Source organism: Pseudoalteromonas sp. (assembly GCF_041629635.1).
GTDB lineage: Bacteria > Pseudomonadota > Gammaproteobacteria > Enterobacterales > Alteromonadaceae > Pseudoalteromonas.
In genome coordinates, this window is the sequence record NZ_JBFKMX010000006.1 from 1 (window position 1) to 18,252 (window position 18,252).

13 protein-coding genes are annotated in these 18,252 nt (G+C 39.9%); 11 read left to right on the forward strand and 2 right to left on the reverse strand.

Going from position 1 to position 18,252, the window contains the following annotated elements; translation table 11 throughout:
* Nucleotides 1-347: 347 nt before the first annotated feature.
* On the reverse strand, nucleotides 348-3,119 hold the full coding sequence (barA, locus tag ABYD77_RS01570) for a two-component sensor histidine kinase BarA (RefSeq protein WP_372766345.1): 2,772 nt from the start codon (nucleotides 3,117-3,119) through the stop codon (nucleotides 348-350).
* Between the two features lie 95 nt (nucleotides 3,120-3,214).
* Between barA and rlmD the strand changes: the two genes are divergently transcribed.
* From rlmD to eno, 5 genes are all read left to right on the forward strand, one after another.
* The gene (gene rlmD / locus ABYD77_RS01575; protein ID WP_372766347.1) at nucleotides 3,215-4,537 is read left to right on the forward strand and encodes a 23S rRNA (uracil(1939)-C(5))-methyltransferase RlmD; all 1,323 of its coding nucleotides are present in this window, start codon (nucleotides 3,215-3,217) and stop codon (nucleotides 4,535-4,537) included.
* 5 nt (nucleotides 4,538-4,542) lie between these two features.
* Entirely contained in the window at nucleotides 4,543-6,729 is a 2,187-nt protein-coding gene (gene relA / locus ABYD77_RS01580; protein WP_372766349.1) for a GTP diphosphokinase, read from the forward strand.
* Nucleotides 6,729-7,520, forward strand: a complete 792-nt coding sequence (gene mazG / locus ABYD77_RS01585) for a nucleoside triphosphate pyrophosphohydrolase (RefSeq protein WP_372766351.1) — start codon at nucleotides 6,729-6,731, stop codon at nucleotides 7,518-7,520. The genes relA and mazG overlap by 1 nt, the downstream gene beginning before the upstream one ends.
* A gap of 105 nt (nucleotides 7,521-7,625) precedes the next feature.
* Nucleotides 7,626-9,260: a CTP synthase gene (locus tag ABYD77_RS01590; RefSeq protein WP_372766353.1), complete on the forward strand. Its 1,635-nt coding sequence runs from the start codon at nucleotides 7,626-7,628 to the stop codon at nucleotides 9,258-9,260.
* Between the two features lie 105 nt (nucleotides 9,261-9,365).
* Nucleotides 9,366-10,658, forward strand: coding sequence for a phosphopyruvate hydratase (eno, locus tag ABYD77_RS01595; RefSeq protein ID WP_372766355.1), 1,293 nt, complete (start codon nucleotides 9,366-9,368; stop codon nucleotides 10,656-10,658).
* Nucleotides 10,659-10,952: 294 nt separating this feature from the next.
* Here eno and mutH read toward each other — a convergent pair whose 3' ends face one another.
* Nucleotides 10,953-11,630, reverse strand: a complete 678-nt coding sequence (gene mutH / locus ABYD77_RS01600; protein WP_372766357.1) for a DNA mismatch repair endonuclease MutH — start codon at nucleotides 11,628-11,630, stop codon at nucleotides 10,953-10,955.
* A 419-nt stretch (nucleotides 11,631-12,049) separates the two neighbouring features.
* Here mutH and rppH point away from each other — a divergent pair, with 419 nt between their 5' ends.
* Genes rppH through galU form a run of 6 tightly spaced genes read left to right on the forward strand, consistent with a single transcriptional unit; the run spans nucleotide 12,050 to nucleotide 18,228 of the window.
* A complete protein-coding gene (rppH, locus tag ABYD77_RS01605; RefSeq protein WP_372766455.1) occupies nucleotides 12,050-12,559 on the forward strand; it encodes an RNA pyrophosphohydrolase in 510 nt (169 codons plus the stop codon).
* A 14-nt stretch (nucleotides 12,560-12,573) separates the two neighbouring features.
* Nucleotides 12,574-14,850 carry a phosphoenolpyruvate--protein phosphotransferase gene (gene ptsP / locus ABYD77_RS01610; RefSeq protein WP_372766359.1) on the forward strand — a complete coding sequence of 759 codons (2,277 nt, stop codon included), beginning with the start codon at nucleotides 12,574-12,576 and terminating at the stop codon, nucleotides 14,848-14,850.
* 14 nt (nucleotides 14,851-14,864) lie between these two features.
* Complete coding sequence (locus ABYD77_RS01615; RefSeq protein WP_372766361.1) at nucleotides 14,865-15,668, forward strand: sulfite exporter TauE/SafE family protein; 804 nt, start codon at nucleotides 14,865-14,867, stop codon at nucleotides 15,666-15,668.
* A gap of 18 nt (nucleotides 15,669-15,686) precedes the next feature.
* The gene (lgt, locus tag ABYD77_RS01620; protein ID WP_372766363.1) at nucleotides 15,687-16,478 is read left to right on the forward strand and encodes a prolipoprotein diacylglyceryl transferase; all 792 of its coding nucleotides are present in this window, start codon (nucleotides 15,687-15,689) and stop codon (nucleotides 16,476-16,478) included.
* Complete coding sequence (locus tag ABYD77_RS01625; protein ID WP_274761159.1) at nucleotides 16,475-17,326, forward strand: thymidylate synthase; 852 nt, start codon at nucleotides 16,475-16,477, stop codon at nucleotides 17,324-17,326. Before lgt ends, ABYD77_RS01625 begins: the two co-directional genes overlap by 4 nt.
* A 23-nt stretch (nucleotides 17,327-17,349) precedes the next feature.
* Nucleotides 17,350-18,228, forward strand: coding sequence for a UTP--glucose-1-phosphate uridylyltransferase GalU (gene galU / locus ABYD77_RS01630; protein ID WP_372766365.1), 879 nt, complete (start codon nucleotides 17,350-17,352; stop codon nucleotides 18,226-18,228).
* Nucleotides 18,229-18,252 lie beyond the last annotated feature (24 nt).

An 18,252-nucleotide genomic window follows, 5' to 3' on the forward strand; every position in this document is an offset into this window, starting at 1 on the left:
ATCTAAGCCAATGAAAAGTATGTTATGTTTAGTCATGCTAGCCTCTGCTATTTAGTTATTTAACAAACTAATTATGGCTCTGGCTTTAAGCTAACCCACGAAAATGCGGAGGCTAGCACCGTGTGGGAGTCATTATGTCTACGAATGACAGTTGTTGGCACTTTTGCGACATTTGAATTAACTATTTGGTTTTGATAATTCATCCATGATGCTTGCCTCCACCGATCATTTCGATAATCGTTATTGCTTTGCTATCTAATAATATTAAAGAAATTTTATCTTTTTTAACCATAGGTTTAGTTCAGAATAACCTCTCGTAATTTTAAATGCAGGTAAAAAGGAAAACCTTACTCCACACTCTTAATTGCGCCTGCATCATGCATTAAACTCGATAAGCAATCCTGTAAATCAAATATTTCAGGTTCAATGTCTTTGTGTGATTGGCCTTGTTTTAATGCGATTTCGATGGTTTCTGCTAGGTTTTTGATTTTTGGCACACCGGTGTAACAGCAAGCACCATGAAATTTGTGAATAATGCTCAGTAATTCTTTACAATTCTTATCGCCGAATGCTTCACTAATTAACTTTTGAGTCTCAGGGATGCTCAATAACAGCATACTGAGCATTTCATTGGCAAGATCTTCTTTTCCGCCAGCACGTTGTAAAGCCAGCTGCCAGTCAATCATTGTACTTTCAAATGGTGGCTCACTACTGATAAGTTTAGCTGGCTGTACTTTTGGTTGATAATCTTTTGAACCAAATTCAGCGATGGTTTTCATTAATATTTCTTCATCGATAGGTTTAGTTAAATAGCTAGTGAAGCCATTGCTTAACAGCGACTCTTTTTCACTAGCAAGGGCATGCGCGGTAACCGCAATTATTGGGGTTTGCTCATTGAGGGATGATTCTAAAATCAGCTTGCACGCAGTAACGCCATCCATAATTGGCATTTGAATATCGAGTAATATCACGTCGTACTTACGGCTTTTTGCAAGGCTAACAGCTTGTGCGCCATTATGAGCAGTGTCAAAACTCTCGATTTTATCTTGTAACAGTGCACACATAAGACGTAAGTTCGCATCATTATCATCAACCACTAAGGCTTTTAGTGGCAGTTTTTCAGCATTGTTCGTCGGTGTACTAATCGTTGGGTGATCGAGGCGGTAGGGAGCTGCCAATGTATGACAAAGCTTGCGATGGTTCATAGGTTTAGACAAGCAGGCATCCGCACCGGCATTAATCACAACTTCACGGTAACTGTGTGAAATGGTATTTACTAATACATATAAATAATCGCATTTCTCACGTGTGCGTTTAATTATATCGCGACATGATTGCAGGTCGTTGGGGTCAATATTGATGGCCAGTAAACCAATATCAAAATTAAACGTCTGATTATGTGCTTGTTCAAGTTCGCCAAGCGTGGCGCAGGGGGTAACATTCAATTGCCAGCTTTCAAATAATTCACAACCTGCTTCAAAGCTGTGCTCAAATGGCTCATAGAATAAAATACGTTTTTGCTCAATAGGCACAAGGGGTAAATCAATCGCATATTGATGTTTAGGTACTTCAAGTACGGTGTTAAAAGTGAAACAACTGCCTTTGCCGATGGCTGAATTTAATGAAATTTTGCCACCCATCGCTTCAACTAGGTGTTTGGTAATAATTAAGCCTAGCCCTGTACCACCAAATTTGCGGGTAATACTTGAATCGGCTTGTCCAAACGCTAAAAACAGTGAATCCTGTTTATCGGAATCAATACCAATCCCAGTATCTTTTACGGAAATAAGTAGCGTTTGTTTGTAGTCGTCTATCATTCGCCCTGTGACATCGATAGTGACGCTGCCATGATCTGTAAACTTGATAGCATTACTAACTAGGTTAATCAGAATTTGCTTAAAGCGTGTCGGGTCGCCAATCACATGGTCTGAAATACCTTCTGATACATAAAGAGACAATTCAATTTGCTTGTCGTGGGCGTTAGGTGCTAATAGGGTAAGTGCTTCATTAATGGTATCTCGCAGTTGGAAATGAATGTGTTCAAGTTCCATTGCCCCCGCTTCAAGTTTTGAAAAATCTAAGATATCACTGATGATAGTGAGTAAGCTTTTGGCTGAAAATTCAATGGTATCTAAATAATCTTTTTGGTGTTTATTGAGTGGCGTTTTTGAAAGTTGACGAGTAAACCCTATTACACCATTGAGCGGGGTTCTCAGTTCGTGGCTCATTTTCGCAAGAAAGTCCGATTTTACTTGATTGGCTCGTTGCGCTTCACGTTTTGCAAAATTTAATTTGATGTTTTGCGTTTCGTACTGCTCTAACGTCTCACGATAATCGCTAATTGCTTGATCGATATGGCGTTGCATTTCGTCCTTTTGCGAAACCATATTTTCGGCAATATTGTTTAAACCGCGACGTAAAATATCAAATTCACCTGTCATACTTTGCGGTAAATTGGTCTCAAGTTGACCACTTTTAAGTTGATCTACTGCAAAAACTAATTTTTTGATAGGGTCGCTTAACCTACTAGAAAAACGAAATGCAATGATCAAAGCGGTGGCAATGGCGAGGCTAATTATAATAATGCTAAATAACATTGCCCTTTGTTTTGCGATTACAGCGCGATCAGTGCTTATTTCAACATTTACATAGGCTATTACCGGCAAATCCTGAGAGATTAACAGGGGGTCTGTCGAGAGCGCTTTTTTATCAAATATAGGCAGTGAGAATAAAATGCTGTGTTCTAGTTGCTTAATGTGCAGTTGCGAGGGTAGAGCATTGCCGCTTTCAAATTTAAATTGCTCAATTTCAGGGTAGTAGTTACTGGTTAAAATCAGTTGATGGTTTGCATTAAACAAAACAATAGATTTTATTAAGGGTGCATGTTGATTGTGCGTGTCACTAATGACACTTTTCAGGTCGGCAACATTGTTTTCATTAAGTGCATGCTCAATGGCTTTTGCCAAAGGTGTAGAAATGGTTTGACCTTGTTCTGTAAGAAAATCATTAAGCTCTTGGTAGCGAGTTAAGGTAAAATAACTGCCAAGGATAATACCAACCGCTAAAGTGGGTACTAAAGTTAATAGTATTATCCAATCTCTTAAACCAAATCTACTCATCGGGTGCAATTGTTATAATAATTTATTATGACACTTAATAGGTAAGGTTAAAGACTAACGCGGTATTAGGCAAACAATTTATAGGGTTAATAGCAGTGGCAAGGTTTTTTAAACCACAGAAAAAGCAGCTTTCACAAGAGAAACAAATATTTACTATAGATTCAATGAATCACGAGGGGTTAGGGGTTACCCGTCATAATAAAAAAGTGGTGTTTGTTGAAGGGGCATTAACTGGCGAAACCGTATTAGCCAAACAGCTTTCTAATAAAAGTAAGTTTGAAAAATTCCAAACGGTAAAAGTACTTGAACCAAGCGCTTTTCGAGTAACGCCTTTTTGCCAGCATTATGAACAATGTGGCGGCTGCCAATTACAGCATTTAGACGCCGAGCAACAAGTGCAAGAAAAGCAAACTGCTGTGAACAAGCTCTTCGAGAAATTTACTGAAGTATCTAATTTACCATGGCAAAAACCGTTAACGAGTGAGCCCGTTCATTATCGGCGCAGCGGTCGTATTGCGGTTATTTACGACAAGCAAAAAGATCAATTTTTAGTTGGTTATCGTCAAAAACAATCAAAAAAAATAATCAATATTTCACAGTGCGATGTTTTGCTTAAGCCGTGGCAAGCTGTTTTCAGTTCGGTAAGGTCGATATTACCTCAATTAAAAGGAGGTGATTCGATTTCACATTTACAGTTATGTTCGGTTGAAAGCGGTAATTATTTAATCGTACGTCATACTAAAGCCCTTAAAGACAGTGATATTAAGCAACTACAAACCATGTGCCTCGAACATCAATGGCAGTTGGTACTCAATAGCGATAAAGGGCTTTTTGATAGTCAAGAGACCCCGTATTACCTGCTTGATGATTATCAATTAAAGCTGTTTTTTGGCTTTGATAACTTTATTCAAGTAAATGCAGATGTAAATAAAACCATGATTAAGCAAGCACTTAACTGGCTTAATCTAACAAAAGAAGACACTGTATTAGACCTTTTTTGTGGCGTGGGTAACTTTACTTTACCGCTCGCAACACAGTGTAAGAACGTGGTTGGTGTGGAAGGTGTTGCATCAGCTATTGCGCTGGCAAAACACAATGCTCAAGAAAACCAATTGGCCAATGCGGCATTTTATTGTCAGGATTTAACTGAAAATATTAAGACGCAAGACTGGTTTAATCGCGAGTATTCGGTACTATTGCTAGACCCATCGCGTATGGGGGCGTTTGATATTCTAACTCAACTTAAATTAAAGCGTTTTTCTCGCGTACTTTATGTTGCATGCGATCCGGTAACGATGGCACGCGACAGCAAGCTATTAATTAACGCGGGCTTTAAAGTAAGTAAAATTTCATTAATGAATATGTTTCCTAATACGTCCCATATTGAAACGATGGCACTGTTTGAAAAGGAGAATTAATAGACATGGTATCCATTAGGCAATCTCACTTACTTTCTAATGTAGAGAGCTTTAATGCTTGGTTAGAAATGCTTGCATTAAGTCATGAGAAGCAAGAACAGCTTGAACGAGCCTATGACTACTGCCTAGCATTTTGTGAGCAAAAAAAGCTAGAAAGTGAGTTTGAAGCGAGCTTGCCTGCCAGCAAGGAAATTGTCGAAATCCTTGCTGAACTTAATATGGATGCGGAAACCTTATTAACAGCATTTTTAACTCCTTTGTATTTGAGTAAAAAATTAGACAAAGAACATCTAGCTAAGCACTTTTCAAAATCAGTTGTTGAGTTGTTAACGGGTGTTAAGCAAATGGCAGCACTTGGTGCACTAGGCTTCCAAGGTAAGGGCAGTACACAAATCGATAATATTCGCCGCATGTTGCTTGCAATGGTGGAAGATGTACGTGCGGTGGTGATTAAATTGGCACAGCAAGTGTGCTTATTACGTGAGCTAAAAAATGCCAGTGAAGAAGAGCGTGTTGTCGCCGCAAAAGAAACTGACAATATTTTTGCACCACTGGCGAACCGTTTAGGTATAGGCCAATTAAAGTGGGAGCTTGAAGATCTCTCTCTGCGTTATCTTCATCCAGAAAAATACAAAGAAATTGCTAAATTACTCGATGATAAGCGTATTGCTCGTGAAAGTTATATGAGCAATATGGTGGCGCTGGTTAAAGCTAAATTAGCTGAGGCGGGTATTGAAGCTGAAGTGTATGGTCGTCCAAAACACATTTATAGCATCTACAAAAAGATGCAAAATAAAAACTACGAGTTTGATCAGCTCTTTGATATTCGTGCAATGCGTGTGGTGGTTAACGAACTGCAAGATTGTTACGGTGCACTAGGTATTGTGCACACCAACTGGCGTCATCTCAATAAAGAATTTGATGATTACATTGCCACGCCAAAAGCTAATGGCTATCAATCTATTCATACGGTAGTGTTTGGCCCAGAAGGTAAAACCGTTGAAATACAAATTCGCACCGAAGCTATGCACCAAGATGCAGAGCTTGGTGTTGCTGCGCACTGGCTTTATAAAGAAGGTTCACTGCCTGGTAAAAATTCGGGCTATGAGCAAAAAATTAGCTGGTTGAGAAAGCTACTGCAATGGCAAGAAGAAGTTGTTGACGATGAAGAGTTTGCTGAAGAGCTTAAAAACCAAGTGGTTGAAGACCGTGTTTATGTGTTTACACCGCGCGGCGATATTCTAGATTTACCTGCAGGGGCAACACCACTTGATTTTGCCTACTATATTCATTCAAATGTAGGCCACCGCTGCATTGGCGCCAAAGTATTTGGCAAAATTGTGCCTTTTACTCATGAGCTTCACACTGGTGACCAAGTTGAAATTCTGACGCAAAAAGAGCCGAACCCAAGTCGAGATTGGTTAAATCCGTCTTTAGGGTACGTAAAATCATCGCGTGCGCGCTCTAAAATTCACCACTGGTTTAAGCAGCAAGACCGAGATAAAAACTTAGCAGCAGGTAAAGAAATACTTGATACTGAACTGGCAAAGCTTAATTTACAAACCAAAGACCTAAAACCGGCATTAACGCGTTTTAACTTAAATTCAATTGAAGACTTACAAGTTGCCGTTGGTGCGGCCGATGTGCGCATTAACCAACTGATTAACTTTTTACAAAATAAGCATTTGCCGCAAGAGAACGAGTTACCCAAATTCCGTAAATCAAGCAAACCGCGTAAAGGTGATAAAAACGGCATTATTGTTGATGGTGTTGGCAGTTTATTGAGTCATGTTGCCAAGTGTTGTGAGCCTGTGCCAGGTGACAGTGTTCAAGGATTTATCACCCAAGGACGTGGCATTGCCGTACATCGCAGTGACTGTGAGCAATTAGAGCATTTACGTGGTCAGTTTCCAGAGCGCTTTATAGATGTTAGTTGGGCTGATGAAGTGTGCGAACACTACGCGGTAACCATTCGCATTGAGGCAAACGACCGCCAAGGGTTAATGCGTGATATCTCTTCTGTACTTGCCAATGAAAAAACCAATGTACTGAATATGAATTTGCAAACTAATAACGAGCGTCAAATTGCTATTTTTGAAATGAAAGTCGAAATTAGTAACATTGATCAAATGAACAAACTACTTGTTAAGTTATCACAAGTGGATGATGTTTTTTCAGCGGTTAGAACATAATGAGCCAGAGTCACAATATCGATATTTTGCTAAATATCATGTCTAAGCTGCGCGACCCAGACGGCGGTTGCTCTTGGGATTTAAAGCAAGACTTTGCGTCAATTGTGCCGCATACTCTTGAAGAAGCTTATGAAGTGGCTGAATGCATTGAGCATAAGCAATTTCTTGAATTAAAAGATGAGTTAGGTGATTTACTGTTTCAAATTATCTTTTATGCTCAGCTTGGTAAAGAGCAGCAGTTATTTAACTTTGATGATGTGGTTGCCGCTATTTGCGATAAATTAGTGCGTCGTCATCCGCATGTGTTTGCTAATGAAGAAGTGCTTTCAGAAGAGCAATTGAGAGAAAATTGGGAAGCGCAAAAAGCGGGTGAGCGTAAGCAAAAAGCGCTGGTCAATATTCTTGACGATATCCCCCATGCATTACCAGCATTATCGCGTGCACAAAAAATTCAAAAACGTGTTGCAAGCGTGGGCTTTGATTGGCCCTCTATAAAAGGTGCGCTTGATAAAGTTGAAGAAGAATTTCAAGAAGTACGTGAAGAGCTTGAAACAAAAGCACCTGATAACAAGCTCGCAGAAGAGTTTGGTGATTTGCTGTTTGCGTTGGTAAATGTAATTCGCCATGCTGGTTTTAATGCAGAACACGTGCTGCGCAATGCAAATAACAAGTTTACTCGCCGTTTTAACCAAGTGGAATTAACAATCTCTAAATCCAAACCGATGAAAGAAGCAACCCTTGAAGAAATGGAAGCAGTTTGGCAGCGAGTGAAAAAGCTTGAGAAAGCGTAAATTTCATTTGAGCAAAATGGCAACTTTTAGTATAATGTTTTCCCGTCTTGTTGATTGCCTTTAACGGCAATATTGTCTATTAATTCCTGACATCTTAGGGTTCACATGAATACAAAATTTATCTTCGTTACAGGCGGGGTTGTTTCCTCCTTGGGTAAAGGTATTGCTGCAGCGTCATTAGCTGCTATTTTAGAAGCGCGCGGTCTTAACGTTACGATTCTAAAGCTTGATCCTTACATTAATGTTGATCCTGGCACTATGAGCCCTATCCAGCACGGTGAAGTATTTGTTACCGAAGACGGTGCTGAGACTGACCTAGATTTAGGTCACTATGAGCGTTTTATTCGCACTAAAATGACTAAGCGTAATAACTTTACGCAAGGTCGTGTTTTTGAAGACGTATTACGTCGTGAGCGTCGTGGTGAGTTCCTTGGCGCTACTATTCAGGTGATCCCACATATTACTAACGATATCAAACGTCGTGTACTTGATGGTGCTGAAGGTTATGATATTGCAATTGTTGAAGTAGGCGGCACGGTGGGTGATATTGAATCACAACCTTTCCTTGAAGCACTTCGTCAACTAGGTACTGAGTTAGGTCGTGAGTCTGCGCTTTACATGCATTTAACACTAGTACCTTTCCTTGGTGCCGCAGGTGAAGTTAAAACCAAACCAACACAACACTCAGTAAAAGAGTTACGTTCGATTGGTATTCAACCTGATATTCTAATTTGTCGTTCTGATCGTCAAATTCCAGCAAATGAGCGTGCAAAGATTGCGTTATTCACTAACGTTGAAGAAAAAGCAGTTATCTCATTAAAAGATGTAGACAGTATTTATAAAATCCCTGCGCTGCTTAAGTCACAAGGTCTTGATGATTTAGTATGTCGTCGTTTCTACATTGAAAGACCTGAAGCAGATCTTTCTGAGTGGGAACAAGTACTTTACCAAGAGTCTAATCCAAACGGTGAAATTACCATTGGTATGGTTGGTAAATACATTGAATTGCCAGATGCCTACAAATCAGTAAACGAAGCATTAAAGCATGCGGGCCTTAAAAATCGTGTAACCGTAAACATTAAATATGTTGACTCACAAGATGTGGAAACAAAAGGTGTTGAAGTTTTAGCGGGTCTTGACGGTATTTTAGTGCCGGGCGGCTTTGGTGGTCGCGGTGTAGAAGGTAAAATTTTGACTGCACAATACGCACGTGAAAACAAAGTGCCTTACCTAGGTATTTGTTTAGGTATGCAAGTTGCGTTAATTGAATTTGCACGTAATGTTGCAGGTCTAGCAGGCGCGAACTCATCTGAATTTGATGCAGATGCTGAGCATAAAGTAATTGGTTTAATTACGGAGTGGCTAGATAAAGAAGGTAACGTTGAGCAACGTTCTGAAGAGTCAGACCTTGGCGGTACAATGCGTCTAGGTTCGCAAAAGTGTCACTTAGTTGAAGGCACTAAAGCACGTGAAGTATACGGCGCGCCAGAAATTTTCGAACGTCACCGTCACAGATACGAAGTGAACAACCACTACGTTGAGCAACTAGAGAAGGCAGGTCTTGTTTTCTCAGGCTTATCGGAAGATAAGAAGCTGGTGGAAATGATTGAGCATCCAAATCACCCGTGGTTTGTGGCTGCACAGTTCCACCCGGAGTTTACTTCAACTCCTCGCGATGGCCATCGTTTATTTGAAGGCTTCGTGGGTGCGGCATTCGCGCAACAAAAAGACGAAAAGTAATTGTTAAGCCGTGACTTGTGTCGCGGCTTTTTTATTTAAACTGCTTGTGATTTTGAACCCTTCACAGGCTTAGCACAACAACCTTTATGGGAAAGAGGATATAAGATGTCTGAAATCGTAAAAGTCATTGGTCGTGAAGTAATGGATTCACGTGGTAACCCAACTGTTGAAGCTGAAGTACATTTAGCAAATGGCATTTGGGGTCGTGCATGTGCACCATCTGGCGCATCAACGGGTACCCGCGAAGCATTAGAACTTCGTGATGGTGACAAGAGCCGTTACTTAGGTAAAGGTGTTTTAAATGCGGTGAATTTCATCAATGGTCCAATCGCTGACGCTTTAATCGGCAAAAACTCTCACCAGCAAAAAGACATTGATGGCATCATGATTGATCTTGATGGCACAGAAAACAAAGAAAAACTGGGCGCGAACGCGATTCTAGCTGTTTCATTAGCAAATGCAAAAGCAGCAGCACAAGACAAAGGCCAAGAGTTATTCGAGCACATTGCAGAATTAAACGGTACTCCGGGTAAGTTCTCAATGCCAGTGCCTATGATGAACATCATCAACGGTGGTGAGCACGCAGATAACAACGTAGATATTCAAGAGTTTATGGTTCAGCCAGTAGGCGCACCTAACTTTAAAGAAGCACTTCGCATGGGTGCAGAAATCTTCCACAGCCTGAAGAAAGTACTAAGTGCACGCGGCCTAAACACGGCAGTGGGTGATGAAGGTGGTTTTGCACCTAACTTATCATCAAATGAAGAAGCGCTTGCTGTAATCGTTGAAGCAGTTGAAGCTGCTGGCTACAAAATGAATGAAGATGTAACACTTGCGTTAGACTGTGCATCATCTGAATTCTATACAGATGGCAAGTATGACCTGAAAGGTGAAGGTAAAGTATTTGATTCAGAAGGTTTTGCTGATTTCTTAGCGGATCTTTCTGCACGTTACCCAATTGTATCTATTGAAGACGGTTTAGACGAAAGCGACTGGGCTGGTTGGAAAGTACTAACAGATAAGATTGGCGACAAAGTACAGCTAGTTGGTGACGACTTATTCGTAACTAATACTAAGATCTTAAAGCGTGGTATTGATGAAAAGATTGGTAACTCAATCTTAATCAAGTTCAACCAAATTGGTTCACTTACTGAAACACTTGAAGCAATTCAAATGGCGCATGACGCCGGCTTTACAGCGGTTATCTCGCACCGTTCAGGTGAAACTGAAGATGCAACAATTGCTGATTTAGCAGTAGGTACTGCGGCAGGTCAAATTAAGACTGGTTCACTTTGTCGTTCTGACCGTGTTGCTAAGTACAACCAACTTCTTCGTATCGAAGAAAAGTTAGGTGAAAAAGCGATTTACAATGGTCGTAGCGAAATCAAAGGTCAATAATTGACATTTGATTTGTAGCTAAAAAAACCGCTGTTTTTACAGCGGTTTTTTATTTTATAGGTTTCAGTTTTCAGGTTTCAGGTTTCAGATTTTCACTCACCGCTTAAACTCTGAATGCTAAAAACTTCTTATACCAATTGCATTAATTAGCTGGTCATTTATTGCGACAGAGAAATGGCTCAGATACAAGGCTTATAATTCGACATGTAGTTATTCTACTTTAGAATTGTAAAACGCAGTTTATGGGTCATTTAACTCGCTAGAATGATCAAATGATTAATAAAATTGGTGTTATTACCCACCACCAAACTGCTTGGCTAAAATTTGCCGTGTAAATTCAGTTTTAAGATAATAGCCTCTTGGTAGTGTCATAATCTCTCCACCATTTGGACCTATAGCTTGGGTAAGTGCTTTGCTGTTTGCTGCTTTTGGGCGAAGTTGCAGTACTTGGCCAAAATGTCCATTTACTTGCTCAATATTGCCAAGTGCAATCATTTCGGTGAGTTCTTCCCAATCCTTTTTTAGTAAGGCTTCTTCTGGCTGACTTGGCTTCCATAAAAAACCATTTCCGATAATGCGATTGGTTGGTGCAAGATCGCGCTCAGACAAAATTGGCAACCATAAAACATGGGAAAGCTTTTTCTTTACCACAGAATTTTGCCAAGTCACACCATGCAGATTTGTGAGAGGTGTGATTGAAACATAGGTGGTTTCTAATGGTTTACCAGTATAGGAGATGGGTAGAGTTTTTAGTTCTATACCTAAATGTGGAAAGTCAGGTTCTGGCTTTGATGCCGCAGTCGCGCCAAGTACATATTCAATCAGTTGGCCTATCCAACCTTTCTCTCTAAGTAAGTTATCAGGAGTTTTAAATGCATATTGCTCAGCTATTTCACCAAGTGTTAACCCTGCAATAGCATTAACTCGCATCATTAACTCTGGAATGTCTGTAGGGGCGTGTGGCTTGTTCATAAAAATGCATTTAAAAATAAAAGCTAAGTTTATCAAATATTGATTATTTGAATAACCTTAAAAGTCGAATTGCTTGTATAGAAAATGTGCTGCTTTTTGTAGATGCTGTTTTTTGTCTGAAATTGTTTTTTAAGTTGTTGAAATTTAAGTTTTTATTTTGTGTTTAATGTGTGGTGTTTGATGTTTTGTGATGTATTTATGCACTAAATACATAAATATAAACAATGTTATCCACAGAAACTGTGGAGAACTAATGAAAAATAACAGTCTATTGTGGATTTGTTTGAGAAATGTGCGTTTATTTATAATTTTATTCACAACTTGTGGGTAAGCTGAGTATATGCTGGTTTTTCATTTGCTGTTACGTAAGGATTATGGAACAATCGAGCTATATTAAGAATTAAAAGAGGCACATGCGGGTGATAGATGCCGAAGGGTTCCGTGCCAACGTTGGAATAGTGATTTGTAATAATCAGGGACAGGTATTTTGGGCTAGACGTTATGGTCAGCACTCTTGGCAATTTCCACAAGGTGGTGTTGATCAAGGTGAAACAGCCGAACAGACTATGTATCGTGAATTAAACGAAGAAGTCGGTTTAAAACCTGATGATGTGGAAATTATTGCGAGTTCAAAGCATTGGTTACGTTATAAGCTACCCAAACGTTTAATCCGCCGTGATTCAAGCCCTGTGTGTATAGGGCAGAAGCAAAAGTGGTTTTTACTTAAGTTGCGTTGCCCAGACGAAGATGTTGATTTATCGAAAACGAATCACCCTGAGTTTGATGATTGGCGCTGGGTAAGTTACTGGTACCCTGTTCGCCAAGTTGTCTCATTTAAGCGAGATGTGTATCGTCGAGTGATGAAAGAATTTGCTCCTCATGCAATGCCATTTCACAAAAAAGAGCATGTCTGGCGACATAGGCGTTAATAAATGAGGTAACTGTGCTAACAGCATTACGAGAAATCGCGCAAAAAGTGTCGCAACAAACCAGTTTGAAAGCAGCGCTAGAGTGTTTTGTTTTAAATGTGAAAAACACCATGAACACTGATTGCTGCTCGGTTTATTTTGCAGATTATGCGCAAGATTGTTTTGTATTAATGGCTACAGAAGGCCTTAATCCAGATGCTGTTGGCGAATTTAGAATTGGCTTCACGGAAGGCTTAGTTGGCCTTGTAGCGCAACGTGAAGAAGCGATTAACTTAGCATTCGCAAAATCACACCCTCGCTTTAAATTAGCGCCTGAAGTTGATGAAGAGAACTTTAACGCGTTTTTAGCAGTACCGATTGTACATCAAGGTAAAATCCTTGGTGTTATTGTTGTTCAGCAAATAATTGCACGTGTGTTTAGTCAGGATGAAGAATCTTTTTTAGTCACATTATCAGCGCAACTAGCCGCGCAATTAGCCAACGCAGAAATTCAACACTTACTTGAATTTGATGAATCAGAACAAAAAACGACTTGTTTAAAAGGCTTGAGTTCAGCGCCAGGTATTGCTCTTGGAACCGCTTATGTGGTTGCGCCAAGTATCGACTTTAGTCAGTTAGAATTAATGAAATCGGATGCACATGCAGAGCAAGTGCGATTATTCCATCATGCCGTAATTACAACCCGTAAAGAATTTAGGCGTATGGCAGCGCAGTTAGATTCAGAGCTCGGACAAGAAACCTTGGCAGTATTTACTGTCTACGAACAATTACTCGAAGCGAAAAGCTTAGGCGATCAAGTCGAAGCCAAAATACATGAAGGTTGGTGTGCTAAAAGTGCTTTAAAATTAGTGATTGAAACTCTTGTTGCGCAGTTTATGGCGATGCAAGATTCCTACATTCGAGAAAGGGCCATCGATATTCAAGATATTGGATTACGAGTTTTGCATCACTTACTCAATAGCGAAATTAAAAAACACTGTTTTGACTCTCCAATTATTCTGGTTGCCGATACAGTAACGCCTACAATGCTTGCTGAAATACCACGTGAGATGTTGGCAGGAGTAGTGAGCATTAGTGGTGCGGCAAATTCACATGCCTCCATTTTAACTCGAGCTATGGGCATCCCTGCAATTTGGGGATTATCGGGCTTACCCATATCACATGTAGCTGAAAAATATTTAATTTTAGATGCGTATGCTGGCCGAATTTATATTTCTCCTAGCAAGGCGCTGGTTAATGAATACACAAAACTAAAACGCGAAGATGCGCGTTTGCACGATATTTTTGATGCGGAATATCAATTAGAAGCAGTAACCCTTGATGGTGAAGAGATCAACCTTTACGCAAATACAGGGCTTGAGGTTTCAAATGATTTGATCAATGCAAAATACCTTGATGGTATTGGCTTATATCGAACCGAGGCATGGTTTATGCAGCAAGAATCGTTTCCTAGTCAAACCGATCAAGAAGTTTGGTATCGTGAGATCTTGGCTGCTTATCATCCCGCACCGGTGACCATGAGAACACTTGATATTGGTGGTGATAAATCCCTTAGTTACTTTGACTTTTCGGAAGAAAATCCCTTTTTAGGTTGGCGTGGTATTCGCATCAGTTTAGATCATCCAGAGCTATTTTTAGAGCAGATTAAAGCCATGCTCAAAGCGAATATGGGCTTAGGAAACCTTAAAATTATGTTGCCTATGGTCGCTGATGTAAACGAAGTGGAATCTTCGAAGCGCCTTATCCAGCAAGCATTTTTTGAGCTGCAAGAAGAATGGGTTCCAGCCCAAGGTAAATTGGAAATGCCAGCAGTTGGCATTATGATAGAAGTCCCTTCCAGTGTGTACTTATTACCTGAGTGGGCTAAGTGTGTTGATTTTTGTTCGGTTGGTAGTAATGACTTAACGCAATACATGTTGGCGGTAGATAGAACTAACGCGCGTGTTGCTAATTTATTTGATAGTTATCACCCAGCGATTCTGAGAGTGCTAAATGATATTGCAATTCAATGTATAGATTACCAATTACCATTTAGTTTATGTGGTGAACTGGCGGCTGATCCTGAAGGTGCATTATTATTGGTAGCCATGGGCTACCGTGATTTAAGTATGAGTCCAAGTGCCATTAATAAAGTGAAATATGTGCTTAGGCGCCTCAATGCGAGCGATATGGAACTGCTATTAAAAGATTGTTTAGCTGCTAAAAATGCAAAACAAGTTCACCGATTGTTACGTGAATTTATTATTCATCACAATTTAAGCCAAATTCTGTATACTAGCTCCGTCCACTAAAACCTAGGTTATTCATGTCTGATATTTCGATTGTTTTTTTTAGTTGTTTAGCACTCGGGTGTTTAGTTGGCTTTTTGGCTGGTTTATTAGGGATTGGCGGCGGGCTTATTATTGTCCCTGTGCTTAGCTACTTATTGTTAGCACTTGATTTAGTGCCAAAAGATCAAGCCATGGTAGTTGCAATTGCTACTTCATTGGCATCCATTATTTTCACATCATCGAGCTCAGCCTTTGCGCATCATCGCAATCAAAATATTCCCTGGAAAATTGCCCCTTGGGTATTAGTGGGTGTTTCAATTGGTGCACTTTTCAGTGGGGTGATTGCTACAGGGATTAGTAATGACACTTTGCAATTAATTTTTGCTTGCTGTGTTATTTTTATTGCTATTCGGATGATTTTACCACATCAACCAAAAGAACAATCAGTTTTGCCGCATGGCAGTATTTTAACCCTTGGTACCAGCGTAATTGGTGCTATCTCAGGTATGGTCGGTATTGGTGGTGGGGCACTATTAGTGCCATTTTTGACACACTTTAAACTCGATATGCGTAAAGCCATTGGTTGTGCTGCCCTCTGTGGCATTTTGATCGCTACTTTTGGTGTAGTCGGGTATATTAGTTTGGGCTTACAATACCATGAAGTAAGCGAAGGATTTATTGGTTTTGTGTACTTGCCTGCATTGTTTGGCATTGTATTAACCTCTGCATTTTTTGCTCAGTTTGGAGCAAAAGCAGCGCAATATTTACCTGTTAAAATAATAAAACGAATTTTTGCGGCACTATTAGTTATTGTCGCGATTAGAATGTTAAGTAGTTAAAAGGAAAGGTGGAAATAAGTGGATTTTCCTAATATTGACCCAGTATTTATTGAGTTAGGGCCATTAAAAGTGCATTGGTATGGCATGATGTATTTAATTGCCTTTGTTACTGCATCATTTTTAGCATCACGTGCTGCAAGTAAACCAAATAGTGGTTGGACAAAAGAACAAACCAGCGACTTATTATTTTATGGCATGTTGGGTGTAATTTTAGGTGGCCGTTTTGGCTATGTCTTTTTCTATCAATTCAGTTACTTTTTAGAAAACCCGCTTTACCTATTTAAAATTTGGGAAGGGGGAATGTCATTCCATGGTGGTGTAATAGGTGTTGTTACAGCAATTGCGTGGTTTGCTAAAAAACAGAATAAAACCCTACTGGGTGTGGGCGATTTTGTTGCGCCGTTAGTGCCTTTAGGTTTGTTCTTTGGCCGCATTGGTAATTTTATTAATGGTGAATTGTGGGGCAGAGCATCAGATGTGCCTTGGGCGATGGTTTTTCCAACCGGCGGGCCTGTTGCACGGCACCCATCACAATTATATGAAGCTATTTTAGAAGGCTTAGTGCTTTTTGCGATTATTCAGTTTGTGAATAGAAAACCGCGTGCTGAAGGTGTTATTGGTGGCTTATTCTTATTTGGTTACGGCTTCTTTAGATTTATTGTTGAGTATTTCCGCGAGCCTGATGCGCACATCGGCCTTTATGGCGGTGTGATTTCGCAAGGACAAATTTTGTCATTGCCAATGGTATTAGCAGGTTTAGGATTGATGATTTGGGCTGTAAAGCGACAACAAAAAGAGTGTAGCGCATGAAACAGTATTTAGAGTTATGTCAGCGTATTGTTGATGAAGGCCATTGGGTTGAAAATAAACGTACGGGAATTCGTTGTTTAACCGTCGTTAATGCTGATTTAGAGTACGACGTTGCTAACAATAAGTTCCCTTTAATTACAACGCGTAAAAGCTTTTATAAAGCGGCTATTGCCGAACTACTAGGTTATTTACGAGGTTATGATAACGCCGCGCAATTTAGAGCTATTGGGTGTAATACTTGGAACGCCAATGCTAACGAAAATAGCGCATGGCTTAATAATCCACACCGTAAAGGTGAAGATGATATGGGGCGTGTATACGGTGTGCAAGGTCGTTCGTGGCAAAAGCCAGATGGCACAACGCTTGATCAACTTAAAAAGATTGTTGATAACCTTAAAAATGGCATTGATGATCGCGCTGAAATCTTAACCTTTTACAATCCAGGTGAGTTTGATATGGGCTGCCTACGCCCATGTATGCACACACATACATTCTCACTTTTGGGCGATACGCTTTATTTAACATCTTATCAGCGTAGTTGTGATGTGCCTCTAGGACTTAATTTTAATCAAATTCAGTGTTTTGTTTTACTTGCTTTAATGGCGCAGATTTGTGGCTTAAAACCAGGTAAGGCGTACCATAAAATCGTAAATGCCCATATTTATGAAAATCAGCTGGAATTGATGCGTGATGTACAGCTTAAACGTGAACCGTTTGAGTCACCAACGCTAAAAATAAACCCGAATATTAAATCACTAGAAGATATTGAAACCTGGGTCAGTACTGATGATTTTACCGTGGAAGGTTATCAATATCATGAGGCAATAAAATACCCATTTGCCGTATAAAAAGTACTAAGGAAAGAATAATAATGAAAGCAGTTATTCCTGTAGCAGGCCTTGGCACACGTATGTTGCCTGCAACGAAAGCAATTCCTAAAGAAATGCTTCCGATTGTTGATAGGCCTTTAATTCAATACATTGTTGAAGAAGTTGCCGCTGCTGGTATTAAAGAAATTGTACTAGTAACCCACTCAAGTAAAAATTCGATTGAGAACCATTTTGATACGAGTTTTGAACTTGAGGCAACTTTAGAGCGCCGTGTAAAACGTCAATTACTTGAAGAAGTACAGGCAATTTGCCCGAAAGACGTCACTATTATTCATGTGCGTCAAGGTGAAGCAAAAGGGTTAGGGCATGCAGTTGAATGTGCAAGACCAATCGTAGGGGATGCGCCTTTTGCCGTAATACTGCCAGATGTTATTTTAGATAATGCGAGCTGCGATTTAAAAAAAGATAATCTTGCTGAAATGATTACACGTTTTTCAGATTCTGGTCACAGCCAAATTATGGTTGAAAAAGTAGCTGATGAGGATGTTGATAAATTCGGCATTGTAAATATTAACGGTAACGACTTGTTACCCGGTGGCAGCACTGCAATTAAAAATATTGTGGAAAAACCAACCCGTGAAGATGCACCTTCAAATTTAGCGGTTGTTGGCCGTTATGTGCTGGATAAGTCTATTTGGCCACTGTTAAAACAAACACCACTGGGGGCAGGCAATGAAATTCAGCTCACTGATGCAATTGCCATGTTAATGAAAGAGCAGCAAGTGGATGCCTATTATATGAAAGGCAAAAGCCATGATTGCGGCTCTAAAATTGGTTATATGAAAGCCAATATTGAATATGCACTGCGCCGTGACGAACTAAAAGATGAGCTAAAATCATATATTAAGACATTGCTATAGTTCATTTCTGAAAAAATTAGAAAA

Coding starts and splice junctions, on each gene's coding strand:
- barA (WP_372766345.1), bottom strand. CDS start 3,119: ATGAGTAGATTTGGTTTAAGAGATTGGATAATACTATTAACTTTAGTA.
- relA (WP_372766349.1), top strand. CDS start 4,543: ATGGTATCCATTAGGCAATCTCACTTACTTTCTAATGTAGAGAGCTTT.
- mazG (WP_372766351.1), top strand. CDS start 6,729: ATGAGCCAGAGTCACAATATCGATATTTTGCTAAATATCATGTCTAAG.
- ABYD77_RS01590 (WP_372766353.1), top strand. CDS start 7,626: ATGAATACAAAATTTATCTTCGTTACAGGCGGGGTTGTTTCCTCCTTG.
- eno (WP_372766355.1), top strand. CDS start 9,366: ATGTCTGAAATCGTAAAAGTCATTGGTCGTGAAGTAATGGATTCACGT.
- mutH (WP_372766357.1), bottom strand. CDS start 11,630: ATGAACAAGCCACACGCCCCTACAGACATTCCAGAGTTAATGATGCGA.
- ABYD77_RS01615 (WP_372766361.1), top strand. CDS start 14,865: ATGTCTGATATTTCGATTGTTTTTTTTAGTTGTTTAGCACTCGGGTGT.
- ABYD77_RS01625 (WP_274761159.1), top strand. CDS start 16,475: ATGAAACAGTATTTAGAGTTATGTCAGCGTATTGTTGATGAAGGCCAT.
- galU (WP_372766365.1), top strand. CDS start 17,350: ATGAAAGCAGTTATTCCTGTAGCAGGCCTTGGCACACGTATGTTGCCT.